The sequence below is a fragment of the Lacticaseibacillus sp. 866-1 genome (genome assembly GCF_016861825.1).
Classification (GTDB): domain Bacteria; phylum Bacillota; class Bacilli; order Lactobacillales; family Lactobacillaceae; genus Lacticaseibacillus.
In genome coordinates, this window is record NZ_BOLU01000029.1 from 1 (window position 1) to 25,306 (window position 25,306).

The window sequence follows — 25,306 nt, forward strand, 5'->3', positions numbered from 1 at the left end:
TATCAACCGTATTTTCCTTGAGCGTGTCTGGTTTAACCCCAAAGCCCACAACCTGGCGGCTTAAAAAAAGAGTACCTAGACCAATTAAGGTCTAGATACTCTCATAAATTATGTTCAACTTCACTTGACGAAGAGCCGCTTTTGTCATGCTCAGCTGAGAAACAGCCGCTTGGGTTTGCGCTTGTACGTGAAGCCTTCGCCCAGCGCCTCATGGACGTCCAAAATCGTGATGAAGGCTTTGGGGTCAATGTCGTCGATGATGCGCTTGACCGCGGCAATTTCAGTGGTGGCAACGACCGCGTAGACGACGCGCTTTTGGTCGCGGGCAAAGCCGCCTTCCGCTTTGAGGTACGTCGCGCCCCGCTCCAGCTGATTCATGATGGCGTTGGCGATTGCCTCAGACGAGTCGGAGACAATCAGCACGCCCTTGGCCGCGTACGCGCCTTCCAGCACGAAGTCGACGATGCGCGAGAAGACGTAGCTGGCCAGCAGCGTGTACATCATGCGTTCCAGGTTCAGGTAGGACAGGCTGGCCAGCAGGACGACCACGTCAAAGCCCAGCAGCGAGCGGCCCATCGGAATGCCGGTTTGTTTTTCCAAAATCCGCGCGATGACGTCCGAGCCGCCGGTGGTGCCGCCGCGGCGGTAAATCAGGCCGCTGCCGATGCCACCGAACAGCCCGGCCATCACCCCGGCGATGAACAGGTCGTGGTGAATGTCCAAACTGACCGGCACGCGCTGCCAGACCCACAGGAACACCGACAGCATCACCGTGCCGTAAATCGTGTAAGCTAAGGCGCGCTTGCCGAGGAATTTATAGCCGACGATAATCAGCGGGATGTTGAGGACCAGGGTGGAGTAGGCGGGGTCGATGTGCCACCAGTAGCGGATCAGCAGCGTGATACCGGTGATGCCGCCTTCCGCGAGGTGGTTGGCGATGTTGATGGTGACCAGGCCGAAGCCGTACAAGGCGCACCCCAGTGTAATCAGCGCCAGATCCATCACCATTCGCTGTGTTTTTTTCGTCATCGCGGCCCCTCCTTGAACGGACTTATCACCCTTATACTACCAGACCTTAGTCAGGGTGCGGTGAGTTTGCTATGATGGAGGGGAGAAAAAGGAGCGAGGACATGCAAATCGATTTGAGTCATCCGGATTTCCAAGCGGCAATCCCCATCATGAAAAAAATTGAGGCGGCAGGGTTTGAGGCCTATTTTGTCGGCGGCAGTGTGCGCGACGCCTTGCTGGGGCTGCCGATCCACGACGTCGACATCGCCAGCTCCGCCTATCCTCAGGAAATCAAGCAGATTTTTCCCCGCACCGTCGACACTGGCATCCAGCACGGCACGGTGATGGTGCTGCACCACGGCGTCGGCTATGAGGTGACCACGTTTCGAACCGAATCCGGCTACCAGGACTTCCGCCGGCCCGACCATGTCACTTTTGTGCGTTCCCTAAAAGAGGACCTCAAGCGCCGTGACTTCACGGTTAACGCGCTGGCAGTGCGCCACGACGGGACCGTGATCGATCTGTTCGACGGCCTGGCCGACCTTGACCACAAGGTGCTGCGGGCGGTCGGTGACCCGCACGCGCGCTTCCACGAGGACGCGCTGCGCATGATGCGGGCTGTCCGCTTCCAGAGCCAGCTGGGCTTTGCCATCGACCCGGCCACCGAAAGTGCGATTACGACCAATGCGGCCTTGCTGGGCAAAATTTCCGTCGAACGCACGGCCACCGAGTTCACCAAGCTGCTGCTGGGGCGGGACCGCCAGGCGGGCCTCGCGACCTTCATTGACACCGGGCTGTACGCGTACGCGCCGAAGCTTGAAGGTCAGGACACGGCGCTGCGTCAGCTGGCTGCCTTGACGGCGCCGCAATTTACGGCGCCTGCAATCGGCTGGACCCTGCTCGTGCATCTGACGGGCCTGAACGCGGAAAAGCTGCTCCGCGCTTGGAAGCAGGCCAACGACCTGATCCGCCTGACCGCCAGTGCCGCTCAGCTGTTGGCCCAGCTGCCTGACGCCGACGCGTGGGCGCTGTATCAGGCCGGTGAAGCAGCCGCCAAGGTGGCGTTTGCGGCGCGGCGCGCGCTGGATGCGAGTTTCGACGTTGCCCAGGCGCAGGCGGCCTACGCGGCGCTGCCGATTCACGATAAGGCAGAGCTGGCGATTGACGGTAAAACGCTGATGGCCAGCGGCTTCAAGCCGGGGCCCCAGCTGGGGCAGACGCTGAACCGCCTGGAACGTGCCGTCGTGTTTGGGGAGCTGCCGAATGACCAGCAGGCGCTGCTGGCAGCGGCAAAGGAATAATGTCGTGAGTAAACGTTTAATTGACGGCCAGGTGGCGAATCCGGCCGCCTTTTTGCGCGTTCTAGGCGAAGCGGCGCAATTTTCACTCTCCAAATTCCATGTTATGATGGTGGACAGAAGAAGCGAGGATGACTATGCAAACATTGACTGCGGAAGGCGTGCGCAAAGCGTACGGCGATAAGCAACTGTTCACTGATTTAGACTTTTTGATTAACGAAGGCGACCGCATCGGCCTGATTGGCGTCAACGGCACTGGCAAAACGACCCTGCTGAATGGCATCGCCGGCACCGATCCGTTTGACGCCGGCGACATCACCACGCCGAAAAATTACCGCATCAGCTACCTGGCACAAAAGCCGGCGCTGGATCCAGACAAGCAAATCATGGACGCGATTTACGGCGGGACTTCGCCGGTGTTTGCGGCCATTCGCACCTACGAGCAGGCGCTGGCCGAATACACCAAGGCGCCCATGGACGCGGCCACTCAGGAGGCCTACACCAAGGCCGACGCCAAAATGACGCAGCTGGACGCCTGGGACGCGGAGACCAACATTAAAACGATCCTGACCCAGCTGCACATTTCGGATTTGAACCAGACCATCGGCAGCCTGTCCGGCGGCCAGCAGAAGCGGGTCGGCTTGGCTCAGGTGCTGATCGAAGCGCCGGACCTCTTGATGCTGGACGAGCCGACCAACCATCTGGATTTTGACTCCATTGATTGGCTTGAATCTTACCTGGCCAAATACAAGGGCGCGCTTTTGGTCGTCACCCATGATCGTTATTTTCTTGATCACGTCACCAACGCGATTTGGGAGCTCGACCGCGGCCAGCTGCACCGCTACACCGGCAACTACGAGGCGTACGTCGAACAAAAGGCGGCCGCCGATGAGCGCGACGCCGCCAGCTCCCACAAGCAGCAGCAGCTGTACAAGCAGGAGCTCGACTGGATGCACGCCGGCGCGCAGGCCCGCACGACCAAACAGCAGGCGCGTATCAACCGTTTTGACGAGCTGAAGGAAAACATGAACAGCCAGCCGGCCCAGAACGGTACCGTGGAGATGAAAGTCGCGTCGACGCGGCTGGGTAAGAAAGTCATCGAATTTTCCCACGCGAACTTGACGCTGGGCAACCACCGCATTCTGAACGATTTCTCCTGGCTGGTGCAGCCGGGCCAGCGCATCGGCATTTCGGGACTCAACGGCGCCGGCAAGTCGACGCTGCTGAACGTGATCGCCGGCAAGGTCAAGCTGGACAGCGGGACCTGCGTGCTCGGCGAGACGGTCAAATTGGGCTACTACACCCAGCTGGCCGTTGACCTGGATCCGACTAAGCGCGTGATCGCCTACCTGCAAGAAGCCGGCGAGGAGCTGGTGACCAATGCCGGTGAGCGCATTTCCGTCACCCAGCTGCTGGAGCAGTTCCTGTTTCCGCGCAGCATGCACGGCGAGCTGATTTCGCGCCTGTCCGGTGGGGAAAAACGTCGGTTGTACCTGCTGCGGATCTTGATGAGCCAGCCGAATGTGCTGCTGCTCGATGAGCCGACCAACGACCTTGACGTCGCCACGCTGACCGTGCTGGAGGATTACCTCCGGCAGTTTCCGGGCACCATCATCACCGTTTCGCATGACCGCTACTTTCTGGATAAAGTGGCCGATAACCTGCTGTTCTTCGAAGGCAACGGGCGCATCGACCGCCATGTTGGCCTGTTCACCGACTACCTGAAGAAAATGCGGGCAGACGAGCAGCAGGATGCCGGTCCTAAGGCCAAGCCGCTGCCGCAAGCGGCGTCGCCGAAGCCCGCCGAAAAAACCGAGAAAACCAAGCTGACCTACGCGGAGCAAATCGAGCACGACGACTTGCAGAAGAAAATGGATGCGCTGGACGATGAAATCACGGCGCTGAAAAAAGAAATGGGCACAATCAGCGGCGAGGATTACGTCAAGCTGGGCGACATCCAAAAGCAGATCGACGACAAAAACGCCGCGCTCGACAAGATGTTTGACCGCTTTGCCGCACTCGATGAGTACGTGTCAGATTAGGAGGAAGACGATGCCAGTCACAGAACAGCCATACCTGGACCTGCTCAAGCAGATCATGGAAACCGGGGATTTCAAAGGCGATCGCACCGGGACCGGGACCTATTCGATTTTTGGGGCGCAGCTGCGCTTTGACCTCAGCGAAGGGTTTCCCTTGCTGACGACGAAAAAGGTTCCATTTGGGCTGATCAAAAGCGAGATGCTGTGGTTTTTGCACGGCGACACCAACATTCGCTTTCTGCTGCAGCACCACAACCACATCTGGGACGAGTGGGCTTTCGAGCGCTGGGTCGAATCCCGTGAGTACACGGGCCCGGACATGACCGACTTCGGCCAGCGCCGGCTCAAGGACCCGGAATTTGCCAAGGTCTATCAGGCGCAAATGCAGGCATTCGATGATAAAATTTTGGCAGACGAAGCCTTCGCCAAAAAATTCGGGACGCTGGGCAACGTCTACGGCAAGCAGTGGCGCGCCTGGGAAACCAGCCGCGGCGACACCATCGACCAACTGGGCAACGTGATCGAGGCGATCAAAAAAACGCCTGATTCACGGCGTCTGATCGTTTCGGCGTGGAACCCGGAAGACGTGCCCACCATGGCGCTGCCGCCGTGCCACACGCTGTACCAGTTTTACGTCAATGATGGCAAGCTCTCGCTGCAGTTGTACCAGCGCAGCGCCGACATGTTCCTTGGCGTACCGTTCAACATCGCCAGCTACGCGCTGTTGACCCACCTGGTGGCCCAGGAAACTGGGCTGCAGGTCGGGGAATTCATCCACACGTTTGGGGATGCGCACATTTACACCAACCACGTCGACCAGGTCGCCGAGCAGCTCAGCCGCACGCCGCGCAACAGCCCGCAGCTGGTGCTGACGCCGGGCAAAACCATCGACACGCTGACCATGGCAGACATCAAGGTGAAAGACTACGACCCGTATCCCGCCATCAAGGCCCCGGTCGCCGTCTGATCACCACAGGAGGACACGATGATCGCATTTGTTTGGGCGCAGGACCAAGCCGGCACGATTGGCAAAAATGGCAAGCTGCCGTGGCACCTGCCCGATGACCTGCACCAGTTCAAGCAGCTCACGCTCGGCCAGCTGACGGTGATGGGGCGGACGACCTACGAGGGTCTGCCGAAGCGCCCGCTGCCCGGCCGCACAAATATCGTGCTGACCCGCCGGGCAGACTATCAAGCCCCTGGTGCCGTCGTGATTCACGACCGCAAGGCGCTGTTGGCGTTTGCTTCGGCGCACCCCAAACAGCACCTGATGATCGTGGGCGGTGCCCAGATTTTCACCGCCTATGCCGACATCGTCGACCGACTGTACGTGACCAAGCTGGCCGGGACCTTCACCGGCGACGTCAAAATGCCTGCGCTGGACTGGGCCGCCTTCAAACAGGTGGCCAGCCGCGAAGTCATCGACCCTGACCCGCGCAAGACCCACGTGTTTGAGACCTGGCAACGCAAGTCATAAAAAAATGCCGGCGCGGAATTTTCTCCGCGCCGGCATTTGCTGTATAAACTCAAACGAACAGGTAAATCGAAGCGTACATGCAGGCCGAGCCGATCATGACAAACACGTGCCAAACGACGTGGATGTATGGGATTTTTTTCTGCGAGTAAAGCAGCGCGCCAACCGTGTAAGCCACGCCGCCGGCCACCAGGAGCCAGAAGCCGATGCGGCCCAGGTGCGCCCACAGCGGCTGCATGCCGATCAGGCACATCCAGCCCAGGATCACGTAAATTGCCGTTTCTGCGCCACGAAAGCGGCCGAGGAAGAAGAGTTTGTACGCGATGCCGGCGGCGCACAGCAGCCAGATCGCGGCCAGCAGCCCCCAGCCCAGCGGTCCGCCAATGGCGACCAGGCAGTAGGGCAGGTACGAGCCGGCAATCAAAATGAAGACGCTGGAGTGGTCGATCACTTGCAGGACATGGCGCGCCTTGGTGAAGTAAAACCCATGAAACAGCGTGGAGCCCAGGTACAAGATGATCAGCGAAAAACCGAACCCCAGGAAGGTGACCAGCCGCAGCGTGGTGGTGGCCTTGAAGGCTAAGGCAACCGTGCCGACGACAGCCAGGCCCAGCGCAAACGCGTGGGTGACAGCGCTCAGCATCTGGTCATTGAAATTATAATACGTTGACTTAAATGGTTTACTCAATTGCATCGGCAACCTCCCTGGTTCTTTACGTTTATAATACCATGATGAAGATGGCAAAACAATCTTATCTAGTGTTCAAAACTAAGTGCCCTGTTACTGACAAATAGGGGCATGCTTTGGTATACTGAACCCAGTGCAAAATTACCTACAGAAAGCGTGGCTCAAATGGCAAACATCAAACTGGTGACGGATTCATCAATTCAGTTGACCCCGGAAGAAATCGCGAAGTACGACATTCACGTCATTCCGCTGACGATTATGATCGATTCCACCGTGTATGTAGACGGTGAGACCATCACGCGCGCCGAGTTTATGGATAAGATGGCGGCGGCCTCAGCGCTGCCGAAAACCTCCCAGCCGGCGATTGGGACTTTTCTCGATGTGTTCAACGACCTGACCGCTGACGGCAGTGAGGTGCTGGCCGTGCACATGCTTGAGGCCATTTCCGGCACGGTCAACTCCGCACGCCAGGCTGCCGAGCTCTGCAAGGGCAAGGTGACGGTGGTGGATTCGCAGTTCACCGACCGCGCGCTGGCGTTCCAGGTGATCGAGGCCGCCAAGCTGGTCCAGGCGGGCAAGCCGATGGCCGACGTGATCAAGCGGATGGAACAGATCCGCGACCACACCAAGCTGGTGATGGGCGTGTCCACGTTGGACAACCTGGTCAAGGGCGGCCGCATCAGCCGCGTGTCGGGGATGCTGTCCTCGCTGCTCAACATCAAGGTGATCCTCGAAGTCACCGGCGGCGAGCTTAAGGCCCTGCAAAAAGGCCGCGGCATGAAGACGCTGGTCAACTTCGCCGATAAAACGGTTCAGCAAATGGCCAAGCTCGGCAACGTCAAGAGTGTTGGCGTGTCCTACGCCGGCGGTCAAAAGCTCGCCGAGGAAATCGGCGCCAAGGTCAAGGCCGCGCTGCCAACTGCGGAGCTGCTTGTGCGGCCAACTGATCCGGTGATCGCCACGCACACCGGCGATGGGGCCTTTGCAATCACGTACTACGTCGACTAAAATAGATACATTCGGGTCGGGTTTCCCGGCTCTTTTTTTAGTTAAAGGAGGACCCATGAAAAAACACTGGTGGTTAAGTGTCTTGATCGTCCTCGCTTCGGCTGTGGTCACGTTCTTGATCTGGCAGGTGGCGGGGCCCAAGGCGCAGCCGATTCAACTCAAAGGGCAGGTGCAGCAGGTCAAGACCCTGCGCCTGGCCGCGGTTGGGGATTCCCTGACCCACGGCGTTGGCGATGAGACCAACAACGGCGGCTATGTCGGCCTGATAAAAGGCGACTTGGAAAGCTCCGGCGTCTACCAGGTCGACACCGCGAATTACGGCGTGACCGGGGACACCAGCACGCAGATCCTCAAGCGCGTGAACAAGCAGAAAAAGCTGCGCACCGATGTCGAGCACGCCGACATTTTGACCGTCACGGTCGGCGGCAACGACCTGATGCACGTGCTGCAAAAGAACCTTCTGTCGATTTCGACGAAGGACGTCACCGACGGCGCAGCCACTTACCAGCGCCATTTGACCAGTCTTTTGACCGCGCTGCGGCAGCTGAACCCGAAGGCGCCGGTGTACGTATTTGGCGTCTACAATCCCTTCTACGTCTATTTTCCCAATCTGACCGCAATGAGCACCAGCGTGAAGACTTGGAATGGTGCGACGCAGGCGGCGCTGGGCGGCTTTGATCACATGTACTATGTCGACATCGATTCGGTGCTGACCAAGGGTACCGGCACGCAGGCCAACAGCAAGTCTGACAAGCAAAAGCTTGAGGCGGCGATGTCGGGCAGCAGTAAGAACCCGCTGATCTTCGAGTCGGATCACTTTCACCCGAACAACGCCGGGTACGCGCTGATGACGTCGCAGCTCTGGAAAAAGATGCAAGCAACTAAGCAATCCTGGGAGAAATAAGTATGCGAGAAGCAAAGACCCGCAAACGGGCCACCAAATCTGAAAACACACGGGCCCGCGGCCGCGTTAACCTGTGGCAGTGGGCATTTCTGATCCTGATCGGGCTGATGCTTGGCACCGGCCTCTGGCTGGGTCATTCGGTGCTGACGCCGGTCGCCCAAAGTTACTCGACGCAAGACACCACGACTGGCGACCCGGCGATGACCGTGTCCTTGACCAAGCGCCAAGCCAACGAGATTATTTCTTATTACCTGAACGATTTTCAAAAAGGCAGCAACGTGAAGTACTCGCTGACTTTGGCGGATCAAGCCGTGCTCGGCGGGTCGTTCAAGTTCTTCGGCCAAAAAGTCGGCTTCAGCCTGTTGTTTGACCCGCTGGTCCTGAAAAACGGCAACGTCGAGCTCAAGGCCCGCCGGCTGAACGTCGGCAGCCTGCCCGTGCCGATCTTGTACGTGATGAGCTACGCTGCCAGCAACTACAAACTGCCCAATTGGGTCAGGATGAATAGCAAGCAGAAGACGGTTGTGCTAGACTTGAACAAATTCAAGATGGCTAACGGCATGCAGCTGAAGGCCACCAAGATCGACCTGCCTAACTCGCAGATCGACTTCTCGGTTTACCTGCCGAAAAAGTAAGCGGCAGGCTCGAGTGTGAGATAAGGGGGAAATTGTGATGGCAGAAACAGCAATTTTTGCAGGTGGGTGCTTTTGGTGCATGGTCAAGCCCTTCGAGGAGCAGCCAGGCATTTTGAACGTGGTGTCCGGGTACACCGGCGGGCATGTCGCCAACCCAACCTACGCGCAGGTCAAGGCCCACGAGACGGGCCACACCGAGGCCGTGCGGATCACGTATGACCCGAGTGTCGTTTCGTATGAGGACCTGCTCAACACTTACTGGCAGCAAACCGATCCGACCGACGCCATGGGTCAGTTTCAAGACCGCGGCGACAATTACCGGCCGGTGATTTACGTCGCCAACGAGGCGCAGCGCAAGGCGGCCGAGGCATCAAAGGCGGCGCTTGAAGCCAGCGGCCGCTTCGACAAGCCAATTGTGACCTCAATCGAGGACGCCAAGCCGTTTTACGAGGCCGAGCCCGAGCACCAGCAGTTTTACGCGCACAACCCGCGGCGCTTTGCCGAGGAGCACCAGCAGCGTCAGGAATTCATCGACAAAAACTGGAGGGACGCCTAATGCGCCAAACCTTTTACCAGTACCTGATGACTTTGCGCAACCCGAATGACCACGGTGAAATTGCCAACTTTGCGCAAAATGCCTTCTTGGACCAGGCGTTTCCCAAGCAGGAAACTGATTTTGAAAAGCTCTCCAATTACCTGGAGCTGAACGCCGGCTATCTGCCGAGCATGAGTGTCTTTGACGAGGCGTACAACATGTACCTGAGCCACGAACACGTCGGAAGGAACTAAAGTATGGATAACGACCCAGAAAATCAGCAGCCAAACCCAACGCCGACCCCAGCGCCCAAGCCGACACCAACGCCAACGCCGACCCCGGAACCAGGCAAAAAGCGCCCGTCGTACCGCTTTTCCAAGTGGGCGACGGCCCTGATTGCTGTGGTCGCGCTGCTGGTCGGCGGCGGCCTCGGCTACGCGCTGCACCCCGAGCTCAACCCCGGTGATAAGATCACGGTGCCGCCGGCCTTTTACAAGGTCATCGGCACTTACAACTCCATCAAGGCCAATTACTACAAGCCGATTTCGTCGACCAAGCTGGCCAACGGGGCGATCAACGGGATGATGGAAAGCCTGGACGACAAGTTCTCGACGTACCTGCAAAACGAGGATAAGAAGAATCTGGATGACACCATGTCCGCCAGCTTCGGCGGGATCGGCGCCACGATCGAGCAAAACGGCACCAAGCTGATGGTGCAAAGCGTCCAGCCGACCAGTCCGGCCAAAAAGGCGGGGCTGCGCGCAGGCGACCAGCTGATCGCGGTCAACGGCAAGTCCGTTGAGAAAAAGTCCGTGACGGAGGCCGTTGCCAAGATCCGCGGCAAGATCGGCACCAGCGTCAAGGTCACCATCCGCCGCGACAGCAGCGATCAAACCGTGACGATGACGCGGGCGCGGATCACCCAGGCGACCGTCACCTCGGCGCTGAACCAAACCGACAAGTCCGTCGGCGTGATCACCGTCGCGACCTTCTCCGAGCCGACCGCGGGTCAGTTCGAAAACGCAGTCAAAAAGCTGCGCAAGGAAGGCGCCAAGAAGTTCGTCGTGGATTTGCGGGGCAACGGCGGCGGCGAGCTCAACACGGCGCTGAAGATGGCGTCGATGGGGCTGAAGAACGGCAAGACCATCGTCAAGGTCCAAGACCGCGCCGGCAAGACGCAGGTCTACAAGGCCGGCAAGGGCTACGATGAGGGCTTCAAGATCACCGAGCCCATCGCCGTCTTGATCGATGGCGATTCTGCCTCGGCCTCCGAGATTCTGGCCGCAGCCTGGAACCAAAGCGCCGGGGTGCCGCTGATCGGCAGCCAGAGCTACGGCAAGGGCACCGTGCAAAATGTTGCGGAGCTTGGCGACAACGCCGAGGTCAAGCTGACGATTGCCAAGTGGCTGACACCGAACGGGTCCTGGATCAACCACAAGGGCCTGACGCCGACCATCAAGGCCGACTATCCGGCCTGGGCCAAGATCGCCGGCTTTGCGACCGCGAACATGAAGCTGGGCGACGAAAGCACCGATGTGAAGTCGCTCCAGACCTCGCTGGCCGCTTTGGGCTACGACGTTGGCACGGTCAACGGTTACTTTGGCCCGACCGTGCAAACGGCGGTCCAGAAGTTCCAGCAGGACAACCGCCTGCCGGTGACCGGTCAAACCAACGACGCAACGCTGACCAAATTGATCACGCTGCTGTCCGCTAAGCTGCAAAACGATGACACGGCCATGGCGGCCGCGGTCAAACAGTTAGACAAGTAAAGTAAGGCGCCTCGTTTCGCACAGTCGAAACGGGGCGCTTTTGCATGTCCGGCTAATGGTTGCCATCAGCCAACGCTGCCACTTGGCGAGGGCTCAGGCCGGCTTTTGGCGGCTGGGTTTGCTACGATTAAAGTAACCTCAGGAAACAATCAGGGTTTGACCAAGTTTGACGTTTGGAACGAAAATAGTTAACATAATCTTGTACCCTTTTCTGAAAGGATGATTAAATGAGAACAATCTCGTTAAAGATCTTGACGGACGCCATTGAAATGGATGTGCCTCAAGCAAACGCGGAGATGCAGCCGCGGCACATTGTGATCCGGTATGACCCGGACCAGTCAATTGGCGAAAACCTTGAAAACATTCGTGTGAAATTAGTCGGCGTCGGCTTTGACGCCATCATTATCGAGAACCCCTTGACCTATCCGTTTTCCGACACGGTCGTGGGGCTGAACCACCAGCGCATCGACATCGGGCTGGCGCTGACCAACCTGTTCAACGTGCCGGTGCTGGCGCGGCCGACGGTGACCAAGGACGGCCTGGACCAGGCCGTTAAAGCCAAGCAGACGTACAACAGCTGGCACTTGGATTATTACGGCGAGTATCAGGGCAAGCGCAACTTTGGGCAGGAGGCGATGCTGACGCTCGGCAACGGCTATTATGGCCTGCGTGGGGCCTATGTGGAAAGCCGCGCGGATGACGATAACTATCCGGGCCTGTACGTGGCCGGCGTGTACAACCAGAACACGACGCCGGTCAACGGCCGCGACGTGGTCAACGAGGACCTGGTCAACCTGCCGAACCCGCAGGCGCTGACCATCGGCATCGACCATGCCAACCCGTTCCAGATTCGCCACAGTGACATCACCGACAGTTACCGCAGCCTTGATCTGAAAACCGGCAAGCTGACGACGACGCTGATGGTGACCATTGGCACCGGGCATCAAATGATGGTGCGCGCAACCAAGGTGGCGGACATGCGCCATTTTCACCGGCTCGCGATTCGCTACGAGTTCACGCCGCTGAATTTTGCCGGCAGCGTGCAGGTTTACGGCACGATCGACGGCGACGTCGTGAACAAAAACGTGGCGCGCTACAACCAGTTCGACCAGCACCACATCACCGTGACGGGCATGGCCAGTGCGGCCAACAAGGCGCTGCTCACCGGCACCACCAAAAACTCCGGCATTGCGTTTGCCATCGGCAGCAAGCTGACTAGCCCCAACCGCGACTTGCGCGAGCAGGTGAAAACCACCACCGGCGCCAAGGCGATTCGCCAAACCGTGGACCTGACCGTCGAGCCGGCCAAGACCTACACGATCGACAAGCTGGTCGCGCTGTTCACCAGTCGAGAAAGCGGCGAGACGCCGCTTGATACCGCCGTCTGGGATGAGCTGGATGAAGTCAGCTTTGCCGATACCGAAAAAAGCACCGCGGCATTTTACGGCGAGGTCTGGCAAGGCGACGATATTGCGATCCAAGGCGACACCATCAGCCAGAAGCTGACCCGCGTCAACATTTTCCACCTGTTCGTGTCAGGCGCGGCCTTGGCCAGCAATCAGCTTGACGCCTCGGTCGGGGCCCGCGGGCTGCACGGTGAGGCCTACCGCGGTCATGTCTTCTGGGACGAGATGTTCGTCATGCCGTTTTACGCGACCCACGCGCCCAAAATTGCCAAGGCGATGCTCGATTACCGCTACCGGCGGCTGCCGGCGGCGCGCGCGTATGCGCAAAGCATTGGCAAACAAGGCGCGATGTACCCGTGGCAGTCAGGGATGAAAGGCGACGAGCAATCGCAGTTCGTCCACCTGAACCCGCTGACCAACCAGTGGGACCCGGACAACTCGCGGCGCCAGCGCCATGTCTCCTTGGCGGTGGCCTACGACGCCTGGCTGTACTGGCACATCACAGGCGACGACCAGTACATGAAAGATCAGGGCCTGGAGCTGCTGCTGTCGGTTGCGAAGTTCTGGCTCAGCATGGCGACGCTGGATAAGACCACCGGCCGCTATCACATCAGCGGCGTGATGGGGCCGGATGAGTACCACGAAAGCTATCCGAACAGCGACGAGGCCGGCCTTACCGACAATGCGTACACCAACATCATGACGGCATGGCTGTTTCAGCTGATCGGCCAGCTGAAACCGCGATTCGCCAAGCACGGATATGCGGCCGCCGCCAAGCGGGCCGCTTTTACCGCGCATGATTTCGCTCAGCTCGATGTCGTGCGGCGCAAGTTGACCCTGGACGTCAACGACAACGGCATCATCGGTCAGTTCGCCGGCTACTTCAAGCTGCCGACGCTGGACTTTGACGCGTACCAGAAAAAGTACGGCGATATTTCGCGCATCGACCGCATCTTGAAGGCGGAAGGCAAAACGCCGGACGCGTATCAGGTGGCCAAGCAGGCCGACACCATGATGGCGTACTTCCTGCTGGATCCGGCCACCATCGAGGGCCTGATCGCCGACATGGGTTACCAGCTGCCGGCGGATCATTTTTCCCAGAACCTGGAGTTCTACCTGGAGCGGACGACGCACGGCTCGACGCTGTCGCGGATCGTGTACGCGGTCCTCACGCGCATGGACAACCGCCGCGACCAGTCGTGGCAGCTGTTCCATCAGGCGCTGTTCTCGGATTACTACGACATTCAAGGCGGCACCACCGCCGAAGGGATTCACCTGGGCGTGATGGGGGCGACACTGTATGTTGAGGAGTCCCTGTACGGCGGCGCGAATCTGCTAGGCTCGCAGCTGCGGTTTGAGCCGGAGTTGCCAAGTCAGTGGCAGCAGCTGGACTACCAGCTGCACTTCCAGGGCGCAGCGGTGGCAGTCACAGCTGATCACCAGACCCTCACGCTGAAGGCGGACCAGGATCTGCAAGTCAAGGTGGCAGACAAGCCAATCGCGTTGACCGCGGGTAAAGCAGTCACGGTCGACTATCGTTAGGAGGCATTTCATGACAACATTTGAGCAAATTAAAGGCGCCGTCTTTGATTTGGACGGCGTGATCACGGACACGGCGCGATTTCATTCGCAGGCCTGGAAACAAATCGCCGAAAAGGTGGGTGCCGGCTGGGACGATGAGCTGGCCGACGCACTGAAGGGTATTGACCGAATGGCGTCGCTTGATCTGATTTTGAAGCACGGCGGCAAGCAACATGATTTCACGCTGGCGGAAAAAGCAGCGCTGGCCACCGAGAAAAACACGCGGTACCTGCAGCTGGTCGACACGCTGACCCCCGCCGACATCCTGCCAGGAATCCAGGACTTTCTGGATGCCTTGCGGGCTGGCGGCTACAAGCTCGCGCTGGCCTCCGCGTCGAAAAACGCGCCGCGGGTGCTGAAGAACCTGGGACTGACCGAGTACTTCCCGCACATCGTCGACCCCGCGACGCTGGCTCACGGCAAGCCGGATCCAGAAATTTTCGTCAAGGCCGCCGAGAGTATCGCTGTCGCGCCTGAGGCCTGCATCGGCATTGAAGACGCGGCCGCGGGCGTTCAGGGCATTAACGCGGCCGGTGAACTGTCAGTCGGCATCGGGGATGCTGAAGAGCTGCACGAGGCCGCCATCGTCTTTCCCTCGACCGCCGAGCTGACCCTGCCCAACATCAAGGCCGCGATGGAAAAGGGCGATGTGCATGCCTAAAGCAGTTGTCTTTTTCGATTCGGACGGCACGCTGCTGCGCGATGATAAGTTACTGGCCAAAAGCACGCTGACGGCCATCGAGCAGCTGCGGCAAAATGACGTGCTGCCGGTGGTCGCGACTGGCCGCAACATCTTCGAGATTCAGTATGTGCTGGATCAAACCGGTATTGATTCGATCGTCTCGGCCAATGGCAGTTACGTCCAGTACCAAGGCCGCAAGCTGGACGCGGCGGTGATCCCGACGCCGCTGATCGAGGCGTTCAACGCCTTTGCCGCAAAGCAAGGCGATCCGGTGGCGTGGTTCAACAACCGCCGATTTGCCTTGAGTCGAGAAACTGCGGCTACCCGCGAGAATTTTGCCCTGCTGAAGCTGGACGCTAAGGTGAACCCGGACTGGTACCAAACCCACGAGGTCAACTTCATGTTCGTGTTCAACACGGACAAGGAAGCCCTGTACAACCGGCAGTTTGCCGGTCAGCTGGACCTGGTACGGAATAATCCGCGCGGCCTGGACACCATGCTGGCCGGCGTGTCCAAGCGGACTGGCATTCTGAAACTACTGGCCGAGGCGGGGCTCACCGGCATTCCCACTTACGGCTTTGGCGATGAGCTGAACGATGAGCCGATGCTGAAGCTGGTCGATCACCCCGTGGTGATGGGCAACGGCAATCCGAAAATGAAGGCCCTGGCCGAATACGTGACCGGCGATAACATGCATGACGGCATTGGCCAAGGGCTGCGGCACTTCCAATTGATCTAAATTGGCTAATACAACTGGGGCACACAGTAAGTGTGCTCCTGTTTTGCTATCTGTCGCTGAGTCTTCAACCCGGCCGTTTTGCGTTTATGACCAAGGACGCCGGCTTGGTAGTCAACATGGCGCTGCCGATGACGGCTAAACTAACAACGCGACGTTGACCAAGATGATCACGTTGCTGTCGCCCAGAGTCAAGCAATTAGCTAAACAAGTATTAGGCGAGTCGCCTGCAATCTGACATGGGACACGTTTTTTTCACGCGGCAACGAGTCGTCTGAAGCGCCAGGGAGAAAAAATTCTGCTACCATGAGCTCATCAATTATTGGGGTGATCCAAATGGTGAAGTTTGCGCAGATTCGTGGTTTTCTCATTGATCTGGACGGGGTGATTCTCGATACGGCAAGCTTAGATCTGAAGGCTTGGCACCAGCTCGCGACCTCACTTCAGCTGCCCTGGGATGATGAACTCGAGGTGCAATTGAAAGGCCGCAGCCGCTTTGATACGCTCGGGATGATTTTGGATTACTCAGGTGAAGCTGATCAGTTTGATGCGGTGGCTGAGGCATTCCTTGCCAACCATCAGAATGAACGATTTCTCAAGTTGGTGGCAAACCTGACCCCGGCTGATACCCTGCCGGGAATCAAGGTATTTTTGGCCGAATTGAAGACAAACGGGTTTCTCCTGGCTTTAGCCTCCGCGTCGAAAAACGTCCCGGTGGTACTTGACAGGCTTGAATTATCCCAGTATTTTCCAAATCGGATTTGCCCAGATATGTTCATTCAGGAAAGGCCGAATCCAGAAATATATTTAAAGGCCTCTGCCAGCATTGGCTCGGCGCCGGCGGACTGTATCGGCATCTCATACGCGGCGTCCGGGATCGAGGCAATCAACGCGGCCGGGGCCTTATCGGTCGGCATTGGTGATCGGTGGATCTTGAAGGAGGCGGCGCTGGTGGTGCCGAGCACCCGGGAGCTGACATTGGCAAATCTGCGGGCCCAGCTGAGTTAAAGGTCAGGGGGAATTTAAATGGAAATCGCCGCAAGTAAGCGCTGGTGGGCGATGACGGCGCTGGGCTTTTTTGCCTTCATGACCAATCTGGATGGGTCGGTCGTCAACGTTGCGGTGCCGGTGATGGCCAAAAGCCTCGCCGTGCCGGCCAGCCAAATGGTGTGGGCGACATCGGTCTACCTGATCGTGCTAACGGCACTGCTGTTGCCATTCGGCAAGCTGGGCGACCTGATCGGCAAGCCGCGCATCTTCAAGTGGGGCACGGCGGGCTTCATTTTAGGGTCGGTGATGGCGGGCATTGATCTGGGCTTTGCCTTTCTCATGGTGGCGCGGATCGTGCAGGCGACCGGGGCGGCCATGACGTTGGCCAATACTTACGGCATCGTGACGGCGAGTTTCCCGGCGCGGGAGCGCGGCAAGGCGATGGGTTTCGTTGGCACCTTTGTCGCGCTAGGCAGTGTCGCCGGCCCGGCCGTTGGCGGACTGGTGCTGGCGGTCGCAGCGTGGCCAGTGCTTTTCTGGATCAACGTGCCATTTGGCCTGGTCGCTTTGGGGCTTGCGCTGTGGGCGATGGGCAACGGGCAGCCGCAGCGGTCGACCTTTGATTGGCTGGGCGCAGCTGCCCAGGCGCTGGCGATCGGGGCCGGGTTTTGGTCGTTGAATCTGCTGCAGACCCAGGGGCTTACGCCGGGGGTGATGGGCCTGCTGATCACTGCGGCGGCGGCCTTGCTATTTTTCTGGTGGTGGGACCGCCGCAACCAAAACTCGCTGATGCCGCTGACGATTTTCCACAACCGACTGTTTTCACTGGGGGTGCTCTCGGTGTTCTTCGTCTTCATGGCGCAGTTCTTCACGACCGTGCTGATGCCGTTTTACCTCGAGGACGCGCTGGGGCTCGGGCCGGGCACCGCCGGGGCGCTGCTGACGCTGTACCCGCTGATGATGGTGTTCTTTGCGCCGCTGGGCGGCGTGCTGGCCGACCGTTATAACGCCGCTGCGGTCGCTTTGAGCGGCGTGCTGCTGATTGCGCTCGGGAGTGCCGGCTACTTGCTGCTCGGCCTGCACAGCTCACTGTGGGCCTTTGTGGTGATCACGGTGATGCTGGGGATCGGCAGCGGGATCTTTCAGTCGCCAATCGGGGACCTCGTGATGTCGGTCGCCGATTCCACGCAACTGGGCGTCGCGGGCAGTGTCAACGCACTGGCGCGCAACCTAGGGATGGTCGCCGGCACCAGCGCCGCGACCACGACGCTGTTTACCCGCATGAGCACCCTGGCCGGGCGGCGGATCACCACGTTCCCGGCGGCCCACCCAGCGTGGTTTATCAGCGGCATGCACCTGGCAATGGGCATTGCGACGGTCCTGGTGCTGGCCGCGGCCGTGGTGCTTGGGCTGACGGTACCGCGGTGGCGGGTGTTTCGCCAAGCCGGCTGATTCACGTCAATGCGAGGCCAGCCGAGGCGACGGGGCTCCGCAGTAGCCGGAGTGGGCGAGGTGCAGGCTGCCTTCTTGGTACTTTACCGCGGGTGGTACACTATAGGCGTGAAACTAATTGAGAACGGAGGCAGTCAGCATGAAAGCAATCGTGATCGAACAAGCAGGCGGGCCGGAAGCACTGCAGCTTAAAGAGGTGCCGACCCCTCAGGTCAAACCTGGCTGGAGTCTGGTCAAAGTCAAAGGCTTTGGCATCAACCGGTCGGAAATTTTCACTCGCAATGGCGAGTCACCGACTGTCAAGTTCCCGCGGATCTTGGGCATCGAGTGCGTCGGTGAAATTGCGGACACCACCGACGCCGCTCACCTGCCAGTCGGTCAAACGGTCGCCTGCCTGATGGGCGGCATGGGGCGGGCGTTTGACGGCGGTTATGCCGAGTACGTGCTGATGCCGAATCAAAGCATTTTGCCGGTGACCACCAGTCTCAGCTGGGCCGAATTTGCCGCGATCCCCGAGACCTACTTCACCGCGTACGGCGCGCTGCACAATGCGCACCTTGACCTCGCCCACAGTTTGCTCGTGCGTGGGGCGACCAGCGGCGTCGGCAGCGCGGCCATCAAGTTGGCCAAGGCGATGGATCCAACCATTAAGATTGCCGGGTCCACGCGCCACCAAGAAAAATTTGCGGCGCTAAAAGCCATCGGGTGCGACGAGCCGGTGCTCGATGAGGACGGCAAGGTGCAAACTGATGGCAAGTTCGACGCCATAATTGAACTGGTCGGGACGGCAACGCTGACGGATTCGCTCTCGCACCTGAATCCGCGCGGGTACTGCTGCCTGGTCGGCGGTCTGGCCAATCAGTGGACGGTGCCGGACTTTGACCCGTTCGTCATTCCCACCGGGGCGTCTTTGACCTCGTTCGGCTCTGGTGCTGAGATCACCCCGGAGCGCTTTGCCAACATGATGCGGCTGATCGAGAATCACCACATCGACGTTAAACCGCGCAAGACCTTCGATCTGGCCCACACCGGTGAGGCCCAGGCGGCGCTGGATGAGCCGGACAGCTTCGGCAAAGTGGTCGTCCTTCTTTAATTCAACCCTAGACGCTAAAATGCCGTCTTCTGCACGATGCAGAAGACGGCAATTTTTTGCTATCGATCATTGATTAATTGGCTTGGTGGGGGACGCGCTTAAGGGTCACTTGATCGCCGACTTCGGCCACCACGTCGTAGCCGGGATCATTGTCCAGCGGCCCGAAGTTTAGCGTCAGGGTATGCGCAGTTTGGGCGGCAAGATGCACGCGCTCTTTGACGATCATCTGCAGGGCATCGGCGAACGTGAAGTGGGTGGCGGCGTCTTGTTCCGCCTTGGCCAGCGTGTAACCCTGGTCGATCATCGATTTGACGAAGCTGATCGTCACGATGTCGCGGTAGCTGTACCGCTTGTTTTGCCCTTCGCCGTGGCGGATCGGGTGCACGATGCCTTTTTTCTCCCAATACCGGATCTGGGTGGCCGTAGCCCCAGTGACGCGGCTGGTTTCGCCGATGCCCATTGACACGTCAAGGTCTTGGACCTGACGTTTGAATTCATCCAAAGTTTTTCCTCCTATACCATTGACATGTAAACACAACTGACGTAATATTTTCACTTGTGATTATAACACAATGTTATATTCGTGTAACAAAAAATTAGATAGGGAGCCTAAAACATCATATGGACAGTCTTAAAAATGCTAAAGATGTGAATGGCAAACCGATCCATGCGATGATGATGATCATCACCCTGCTCGTGGGGACCTTCACCACTGTGTTGAATCAGACCATTCTCTCAACCGCGTATCCGACCTTAATGAATACGTTCAATATTTCCACTTCGACAGTCCAGTGGCTGACGACGGGCTTCATGCTGGTCAACGGGATCATGATTCCAGTCACCGCGTTCCTGGTGAACAAGGTGCCGACCAAAATTCTGTACATGTTTGCGATGAGCACGTTCCTGATTGGGACGATCGTCGCTTATGTTGCCGGCAACTTCGGCATCCTGCTGACTGGGCGCTTGATCCAGGCGGTCGGCGTCGGCGTCACGATGCCGCTGCTGCAGAACATCATGCTGACGATTTTCCCGCCTGAAAAGCGCGGGGCCGCCATGGGCGTCGCCGGCATCGCCATCGGGGTTGCACCCGCCATCGGGCCCACGCTGTCCGGGTGGGTGATCGACCAGTTCGGCTGGCGGATGCTGTTTGGCATGATCATCCCCGTTGCGGCGCTGGTCTTGATCAGCTCGTTCTTCTTCATGGCGAACGTGCTGCCTGACCGCAACCCGAAGCTCGACGTACTTTCGCTCATCGAGTCGACCATCGGTTTTGGCGCCTTGCTTTACGGCTTCTCAGAAGTCGGCGACAAGGGCTGGGGCTCACCGATCGTTTACGGCTCCATCATCGTTGGCGTACTGGTGATCGCGCTGTTCACGTACCGGCAGCTGCACTTGGACCAGCCGTTCCTGGAACTGCGGGTTTTCAAAACGAAAATCTTCACCTTGTCGTCGATCCTGGGTTCCATTGCCAACATGGCGATGGTCGGGGCCGAAATGGTCATTCCAATGTACCTGCAGATCATTCACGGCAAAACGGCGCTGGAATCTGGGCTGACCCTGTTGCCTGGGGCCATCATGATGGCGCTGATGAGTCCGGTCACTGGGAACATTTTTGACCGCATTGGGGCCAAGCGCCTCGCGCAACTGGGCCTGTTCCTGCTGGCCATTGCGACGGTGCCTTATGCGTTCGTCACGGCCAACACGCCGTCGATTTACATCACAATGCTGTACATGGTCCGGATGTTCGGGATCTCCATGACGATGATGCCGCTGACTACCAACGGCATGAATGCCTTGCCGCAGAACATGATCGCCCATGGCACCGCCGTCAACAACACGGTGCGGCAGATCGCCAGCTCCATTGCGACCGCGATCATGATCTCCGTGCTCAGCGACGTCACCAACGCGTCCAAGCCGGCCAAGTCACTCCTCACGTCCGACCCGCTGGCCTACAAGCACGCGTTCTTCAACGCGACCTTGAACGGCTACCACGCGGCGTTCTGGTTCGCGATCGGTTTTTCGACCCTCGGCTGGCTGCTGGCATTCTTCCTTAACCAGAAGACGGGTTCCGTTGAGGTTGACCTCAAGTCTGACGCTAAAAAGGAGGCGGCAAAATGATTCTATGGATACTGATCATTAGCACCGCCTTGCTGTTCCTCAGCTTCATGCTGATGAAGAACTCCTGGCTGCGCACGTGCCTCAGCGCAGTTTTCCTGGTCATTCTCTTGGGCTCGATCGCGCTGATCCAGACCAACGATGCCCAGCACGTCGGGATGAAAAAAGTTACCACTGAAACCACGCAGGTGATTTACAGCGCATCGCCGAGTCCGCAGCTGAAACTGCTGCTGCATCAGAACATCGGCACCGCCGGCAAGCACAGCGTGGTCATCTACAAGACTAGCCAAAAAGGCAAGGCCACGCACACCAAGGCGGACTACGACATTCACAACAAGGTCGTCTCAACGTCTGATAACGTGGCGCAGATGAAAGTCCGCCGCACCGAGTGGGTGTACAAGTCAGGATTTTACTCGACGCTGTTTGCCAACCAGAACAATCACTTGCTGGTCAGCCAGACCAACACGTTCTCGCTGCCCAAGGGTTGGTACAACCTGACCACTAAGCAGGCCAAGGCCCTCGGCAAGCAGGCGAAAGCCATGCAGCACCCGAGTGCCGCACAAAAGGCCGCGATGGGCCAAGCCATTCAGGCGCAAGTCGCCGCGGCGATGCAAAAGAATCCTTCGATGAGTAAGGCAGATCAGCAGAAGCTGGTCAAGCAGATTACCGCCAAGGCTCAGCAGCAGGCGATGGCCAAGCTGATCAAGCAGATTCAAGCCAAATATTAAGGTTGAAGAAGTCGTGTCTGAGAAGACACGGCTTTTTTGCTGCCGGCCATTGAAAAAAGCACTGCCTTTTCAAGGCAGTGCTGCGGGCACCCACAAGCGAATTGTCGCGTACCGAGACTACTTTTCACCAAATCTTTTGGCGAAGTCGGTAATGATACGGCGGCTTTGCTTAGTCTTAATCAACGCCTTTCGCCACTGCGCCGGGGGCTGCTCGTCTAAGTGGCCGGCCGCATACAGGCAGGCGGCGATTTGGGCAATTGTGTCGGTGTCCTCGCCGAGGTTGGCTGCAGTTAAAATCAGGTCCTGCACTGACGCGGCATTGGCCGCACACCAGACGGCTGCTTCCAGCGAGTCAATCACGTAGCCGCTTGAGCGAATCTGGTCGCGCGGTGTGGCGAAAAAGTCTGGGCTCAAGACCCGGTCAAAATACGCGAGTTCCTCGGCATGGAAGTCACTTTGGTGCACCAACTGGCTGGCCTGCTTGAGTGCTTCGGCGAGCATCTGGCCCGCCAGCAACTGCCGCAGCGTCTCAACGTACAGACAGCTGGCGATGATCGACCTCTCGTGGCCGTGCGTCACTGTGGTAAAGTCCCTGATGCGTTGCTGACGATCCGGCCAGCTTTGCCCATTCAGGGCGAAGGCGAGGGGCGCAATGCGCATCAACGCGCCATTGCCGTTTGCGTTAACCGACCGGCTGCCCGCCTCAGTTGCGGGCACGCGCCCGGTGTTGAAGCGGCTGATGGCCTCACTGGTGCCGATGCCAATGTCGAAACGAATCCCGCGCGGCGTGTAGTCGCCATCGAGATAGGCAGTGAACTTTTGCATCAGCTGGGTTGGCCCGCCGCCTTCGGTCAGCGTTTCGGCCAAGCACAGGGTCAGCGAGCTGTCGTCGGACCATGAGCCAGTCGGCTGATCATACGTACCATGGCCGGTCATGCTGGTGAGCTGATAGCTGTCCCGAGGCTGGAACTCGACTGGCACCCCGAGCGCATCAGCAATCATGCTGACTTCGAAAAAGTTTGTGATTTGGTTTTGACTGGCCATGGCTGCCTCCATGATTGACGTTAATCACTATTGTTGAATTCAGTTTAGCATAGTGCTTAACCGCAGATGAACTGGTTGCTGCCTGTGGGAGTCTGAACAGTCCAAATTGAGCGTATACTCGATGGCCCAACGCAGACTGTCACTTACGTTTCATTCTCCCTATCAGTACACTTAAGGCAAGAACATTGGCTAAGCTGAAGAAGTATTTGCTGGCTGCGTAACTCAAGACCGGTATCCTGGTCTGTTGGCTAGGCGGACGAGTTGGCAGCGTATTTTCGAAAGGATGACAATCAGTGAGAGCGGAAACCGACAAGATGCAGGCCGCCTATTTTACGCAAGTGGGAGATCCTGACCAGATTGAAGTGGGGCAGCTACCGGTGCCGTCGATCGGGCCGGCTGATGTCCTGGTGCGGATCTGTGAGGCGGCGGTCGACCGAGTCGATGCTTATGTGCGTTCCGGGGCGTTTAAAACACCGCTTCAACCGCAGCAAATCATCGGCCGCGATGCGTGGGGTACGGTGGCGGCCGTGGGTGCAGAGGTCACGGCTTTCCATGTTGGCGACCTCGTCTGGACCAACAGCATGGGCTACGGCGGCCGGCAAGGGATCACCGCACAGTTTGCTGCCATTCCTGAGACGCGTCTGTTTGTGATGCCCAATGTAAACCCGAGCAGCTGGCTGGCGCTAGTTCACCCTGGTGCGACCGCGGCCATCATCGTCACGCAACTTCTGAAGCTGCAGTCTGGCCAGACTCTGCTGGTCGAAGGCGGCGCGGGGCACGTTGGCCGGATGCTGATCCAGTGTGCGAAAATTTGCGGACTGCACGTGATCGCCACGGCGAATCCGCGAGATTTTGCTGCTGTGACTGCCTTGGGCGCTGAGGTCATCGACTACGCACCAGGCTGGGAGACAAAATTGACCGGGCCAGTGGATGCCATCATCGATACTTCAGGTCGCGTCCCGTTGCAGCTAAACCTGGATCAGCTTGCAGTGGGCGGCCAGCTCATTTTGATTGCTGCCACCAAAGAACCCAAGGTTAGCTTTGACCTGCCCAGATTCTACATGAACGTTCAGCAATTGCGCGGGTTTGTCATCAGCCGGGCGAGTTTAGCGAGTCTGACGCAGGCGAATCAATGGCTGCTTCAGCACGCGGCCGCTTTTGCGCCGCTGCCGGTTGAGCGGTTGCCGTTAAGTGATGCCGCAAAGGCCCATGCAATGGTCATGGATCCACAGGTGAAAACGCGGCTGCTGATTACCTTGCCATAGTTGTTGGTAATCCGATATGATGGCCCCAAAGACAAGCAGGAGGAGAATGTCATGAAAATCGAACTGGTGCCAATCACGATCGACATGTATGAAGGCGACGTCGAAGTCTACGATAATTCAATCACTTTGGATCCGTATGTGTTGGTGCACGTCATTGCGAAAGCGCCGCACTGGTCAGAAACGGTCGATGGGGATGTTCAGCTGCGTCGCCAGAAGGTGCGTGAAATCAAGAAGGCCATTGCACCGGTGATCAAGCAGAACCAACAATGGCTCGATTTGGATACTCTGCAGCCACCTGAAGCTATTCTTAAAGCAGTCCCTGACATGATCAATAAGCTCAGGGCTGCTTTAAACACGGTGATGATTCCAGGCGAGTTGGAAATCGACTCGATGGAGCTGATTGGGTCCTGGCCGGCATACGAAGCTGAGCCAACCGCGCTGCTTGACCAGTATCATCAGCAGCACGCGCTTCATCTAGCAGAACGCCTCAGAGACCAAAAACTGGACAAATAATTTGCGAGCCGAGTGGGTGACCACGACCCACGCTCGTCGAATGTCAAAAACGCCCGGCGCCTTTTCTTGAAATTACCAAGAAAGGGAGCCGGGCGCTTCGTCAGCCTTTGAACCCACGCAAAGGGCACCATCCCTCTCGAAATGGTGTCCCGCGCCACCGTGGTTGCCCCGGTGGCTTTTTATTGCAGGGTTGCCCCTGCCTGCTATCCCAACCACTGTCATCAGGGCCGGTCGCTTTATTAAGTTAGGAAAGTGATAGCAGCATCCCTCACGCGTCCTGTAAGGACCCCATGCTCTTCACATGGTCTTCATCGCCAAACCGATCGGAAGGCTCAACGTGCCT

At 58.4% G+C, this 25,306-nt stretch carries 24 protein-coding genes; 20 read left to right on the plus strand and 4 right to left on the minus strand.

The genetic code is table 11. The features are described 5' to 3' along the window. Positions 1–150: 150 nt before the first annotated feature. Complete coding sequence (locus JUE30_RS09120) at positions 151–1,029, minus strand: YitT family protein (RefSeq protein ID WP_203624583.1); 879 nt, start codon at positions 1,027–1,029, stop codon at positions 151–153. A gap of 101 nt (positions 1,030–1,130) precedes the next feature. Between JUE30_RS09120 and JUE30_RS09125 the strand changes: the two genes are divergently transcribed. The 4 genes from JUE30_RS09125 (at position 1,131) to JUE30_RS09140 (ending at position 5,822) form a co-directional block, all read left to right on the plus strand. Beyond that, positions 1,131–2,309 (plus strand): CCA tRNA nucleotidyltransferase, encoded by a 1,179-nt coding sequence (locus tag JUE30_RS09125; protein WP_203624584.1) that lies wholly within the window; start codon positions 1,131–1,133, stop codon positions 2,307–2,309. Between the two features lie 134 nt (positions 2,310–2,443). Next, on the plus strand, positions 2,444–4,348 hold the full coding sequence (locus JUE30_RS09130) for an ABC-F family ATP-binding cassette domain-containing protein (protein WP_203624585.1): 1,905 nt from the start codon (positions 2,444–2,446) through the stop codon (positions 4,346–4,348). Positions 4,349–4,358: 10 nt separating this feature from the next. Continuing rightward, complete coding sequence (locus JUE30_RS09135; protein WP_203624586.1) at positions 4,359–5,312, plus strand: thymidylate synthase; 954 nt, start codon at positions 4,359–4,361, stop codon at positions 5,310–5,312. Positions 5,313–5,330: 18 nt separating this feature from the next. Continuing rightward, on the plus strand, positions 5,331–5,822 hold the full coding sequence (locus JUE30_RS09140; RefSeq protein ID WP_203624587.1) for a dihydrofolate reductase: 492 nt from the start codon (positions 5,331–5,333) through the stop codon (positions 5,820–5,822). Between the two features lie 49 nt (positions 5,823–5,871). On the opposite strand, the gene JUE30_RS09145 is transcribed toward JUE30_RS09140, so the two are convergent. Next, the gene (locus JUE30_RS09145; protein ID WP_203624588.1) at positions 5,872–6,513 is read right to left on the minus strand and encodes a hemolysin III family protein; all 642 of its coding nucleotides are present in this window, start codon (positions 6,511–6,513) and stop codon (positions 5,872–5,874) included. 159 nt (positions 6,514–6,672) lie between these two features. On the opposite strand from JUE30_RS09145, the gene JUE30_RS09150 reads away from it, so the two are divergent. From JUE30_RS09150 to JUE30_RS09205, 12 genes are all read left to right on the plus strand, one after another. Then, positions 6,673–7,515: a DegV family protein gene (locus JUE30_RS09150; protein ID WP_203624589.1), complete on the plus strand. Its 843-nt coding sequence runs from the start codon at positions 6,673–6,675 to the stop codon at positions 7,513–7,515. Between the two features lie 55 nt (positions 7,516–7,570). Next, on the plus strand, positions 7,571–8,419 hold the full coding sequence (locus JUE30_RS09155) for an SGNH/GDSL hydrolase family protein (RefSeq protein WP_203624590.1): 849 nt from the start codon (positions 7,571–7,573) through the stop codon (positions 8,417–8,419). A 2-nt stretch (positions 8,420–8,421) separates the two neighbouring features. Continuing rightward, a complete protein-coding gene (locus tag JUE30_RS09160) occupies positions 8,422–9,054 on the plus strand; it encodes a YpmS family protein (RefSeq protein WP_203624591.1) in 633 nt (210 codons plus the stop codon). Positions 9,055–9,088: 34 nt separating this feature from the next. After that, positions 9,089–9,610 carry a peptide-methionine (S)-S-oxide reductase MsrA gene (gene msrA, locus JUE30_RS09165; protein WP_191988009.1) on the plus strand — a complete coding sequence of 174 codons (522 nt, stop codon included), beginning with the start codon at positions 9,089–9,091 and terminating at the stop codon, positions 9,608–9,610. Continuing rightward, complete coding sequence (locus JUE30_RS09170; protein WP_125754899.1) at positions 9,610–9,843, plus strand: YozE family protein; 234 nt, start codon at positions 9,610–9,612, stop codon at positions 9,841–9,843. Before msrA ends, JUE30_RS09170 begins: the two co-directional genes overlap by 1 nt. 141 nt (positions 9,844–9,984) lie before the next feature. Next, a complete protein-coding gene (locus tag JUE30_RS09175; protein WP_374706488.1) occupies positions 9,985–11,358 on the plus strand; it encodes a S41 family peptidase in 1,374 nt (457 codons plus the stop codon). A gap of 227 nt (positions 11,359–11,585) precedes the next feature. Then, on the plus strand, positions 11,586–14,306 hold the full coding sequence (locus JUE30_RS09180; protein WP_203624593.1) for a glycoside hydrolase family 65 protein: 2,721 nt from the start codon (positions 11,586–11,588) through the stop codon (positions 14,304–14,306). A 10-nt stretch (positions 14,307–14,316) separates the two neighbouring features. Continuing rightward, a complete protein-coding gene (gene pgmB / locus JUE30_RS09185) occupies positions 14,317–15,006 on the plus strand; it encodes a beta-phosphoglucomutase (protein ID WP_203624594.1) in 690 nt (229 codons plus the stop codon). Then, complete coding sequence (locus tag JUE30_RS09190) at positions 14,999–15,766, plus strand: Cof-type HAD-IIB family hydrolase (protein ID WP_203624595.1); 768 nt, start codon at positions 14,999–15,001, stop codon at positions 15,764–15,766. The genes pgmB and JUE30_RS09190 overlap by 8 nt, the downstream gene beginning before the upstream one ends. 333 nt (positions 15,767–16,099) lie before the next feature. Next, positions 16,100–16,771: an HAD-IA family hydrolase gene (locus tag JUE30_RS09195; protein WP_203624596.1), complete on the plus strand. Its 672-nt coding sequence runs from the start codon at positions 16,100–16,102 to the stop codon at positions 16,769–16,771. Between the two features lie 18 nt (positions 16,772–16,789). After that, entirely contained in the window at positions 16,790–18,205 is a 1,416-nt protein-coding gene (locus tag JUE30_RS09200; protein WP_203624597.1) for an MFS transporter, read from the plus strand. 139 nt (positions 18,206–18,344) lie between these two features. Beyond that, positions 18,345–19,298 carry an alcohol dehydrogenase catalytic domain-containing protein gene (locus JUE30_RS09205; RefSeq protein WP_203624598.1) on the plus strand — a complete coding sequence of 318 codons (954 nt, stop codon included), beginning with the start codon at positions 18,345–18,347 and terminating at the stop codon, positions 19,296–19,298. A gap of 73 nt (positions 19,299–19,371) precedes the next feature. On the opposite strand, the gene JUE30_RS09210 is transcribed toward JUE30_RS09205, so the two are convergent. Then, positions 19,372–19,800, minus strand: a complete 429-nt coding sequence (locus JUE30_RS09210; protein ID WP_239061395.1) for a MerR family transcriptional regulator — start codon at positions 19,798–19,800, stop codon at positions 19,372–19,374. A gap of 119 nt (positions 19,801–19,919) precedes the next feature. Here JUE30_RS09210 and JUE30_RS09215 point away from each other — a divergent pair, with 119 nt between their 5' ends. Beyond that, on the plus strand, positions 19,920–21,416 hold the full coding sequence (locus JUE30_RS09215) for an MDR family MFS transporter (RefSeq protein WP_203624599.1): 1,497 nt from the start codon (positions 19,920–19,922) through the stop codon (positions 21,414–21,416). Beyond that, positions 21,413–22,141 (plus strand): DUF4811 domain-containing protein, encoded by a 729-nt coding sequence (locus JUE30_RS09220; protein ID WP_203624600.1) that lies wholly within the window; start codon positions 21,413–21,415, stop codon positions 22,139–22,141. The genes JUE30_RS09215 and JUE30_RS09220 overlap by 4 nt, the downstream gene beginning before the upstream one ends. Before the next feature lie 117 nt (positions 22,142–22,258). Here the strand turns inward: JUE30_RS09220 and JUE30_RS09225 are convergent, their stop codons facing one another. Continuing rightward, entirely contained in the window at positions 22,259–23,185 is a 927-nt protein-coding gene (locus tag JUE30_RS09225; RefSeq protein WP_203624601.1) for an ADP-ribosylglycohydrolase family protein, read from the minus strand. A 293-nt stretch (positions 23,186–23,478) separates the two neighbouring features. Here JUE30_RS09225 and JUE30_RS09230 point away from each other — a divergent pair, with 293 nt between their 5' ends. Together JUE30_RS09230 and JUE30_RS09235 are read left to right on the plus strand one after the other, a co-directional pair. After that, positions 23,479–24,450, plus strand: a complete 972-nt coding sequence (locus tag JUE30_RS09230) for a zinc-binding dehydrogenase (protein ID WP_203624602.1) — start codon at positions 23,479–23,481, stop codon at positions 24,448–24,450. 51 nt (positions 24,451–24,501) lie between these two features. Beyond that, positions 24,502–24,963 (plus strand): hypothetical protein, encoded by a 462-nt coding sequence (locus JUE30_RS09235; RefSeq protein WP_203624603.1) that lies wholly within the window; start codon positions 24,502–24,504, stop codon positions 24,961–24,963. Positions 24,964–25,306 lie beyond the last annotated feature (343 nt).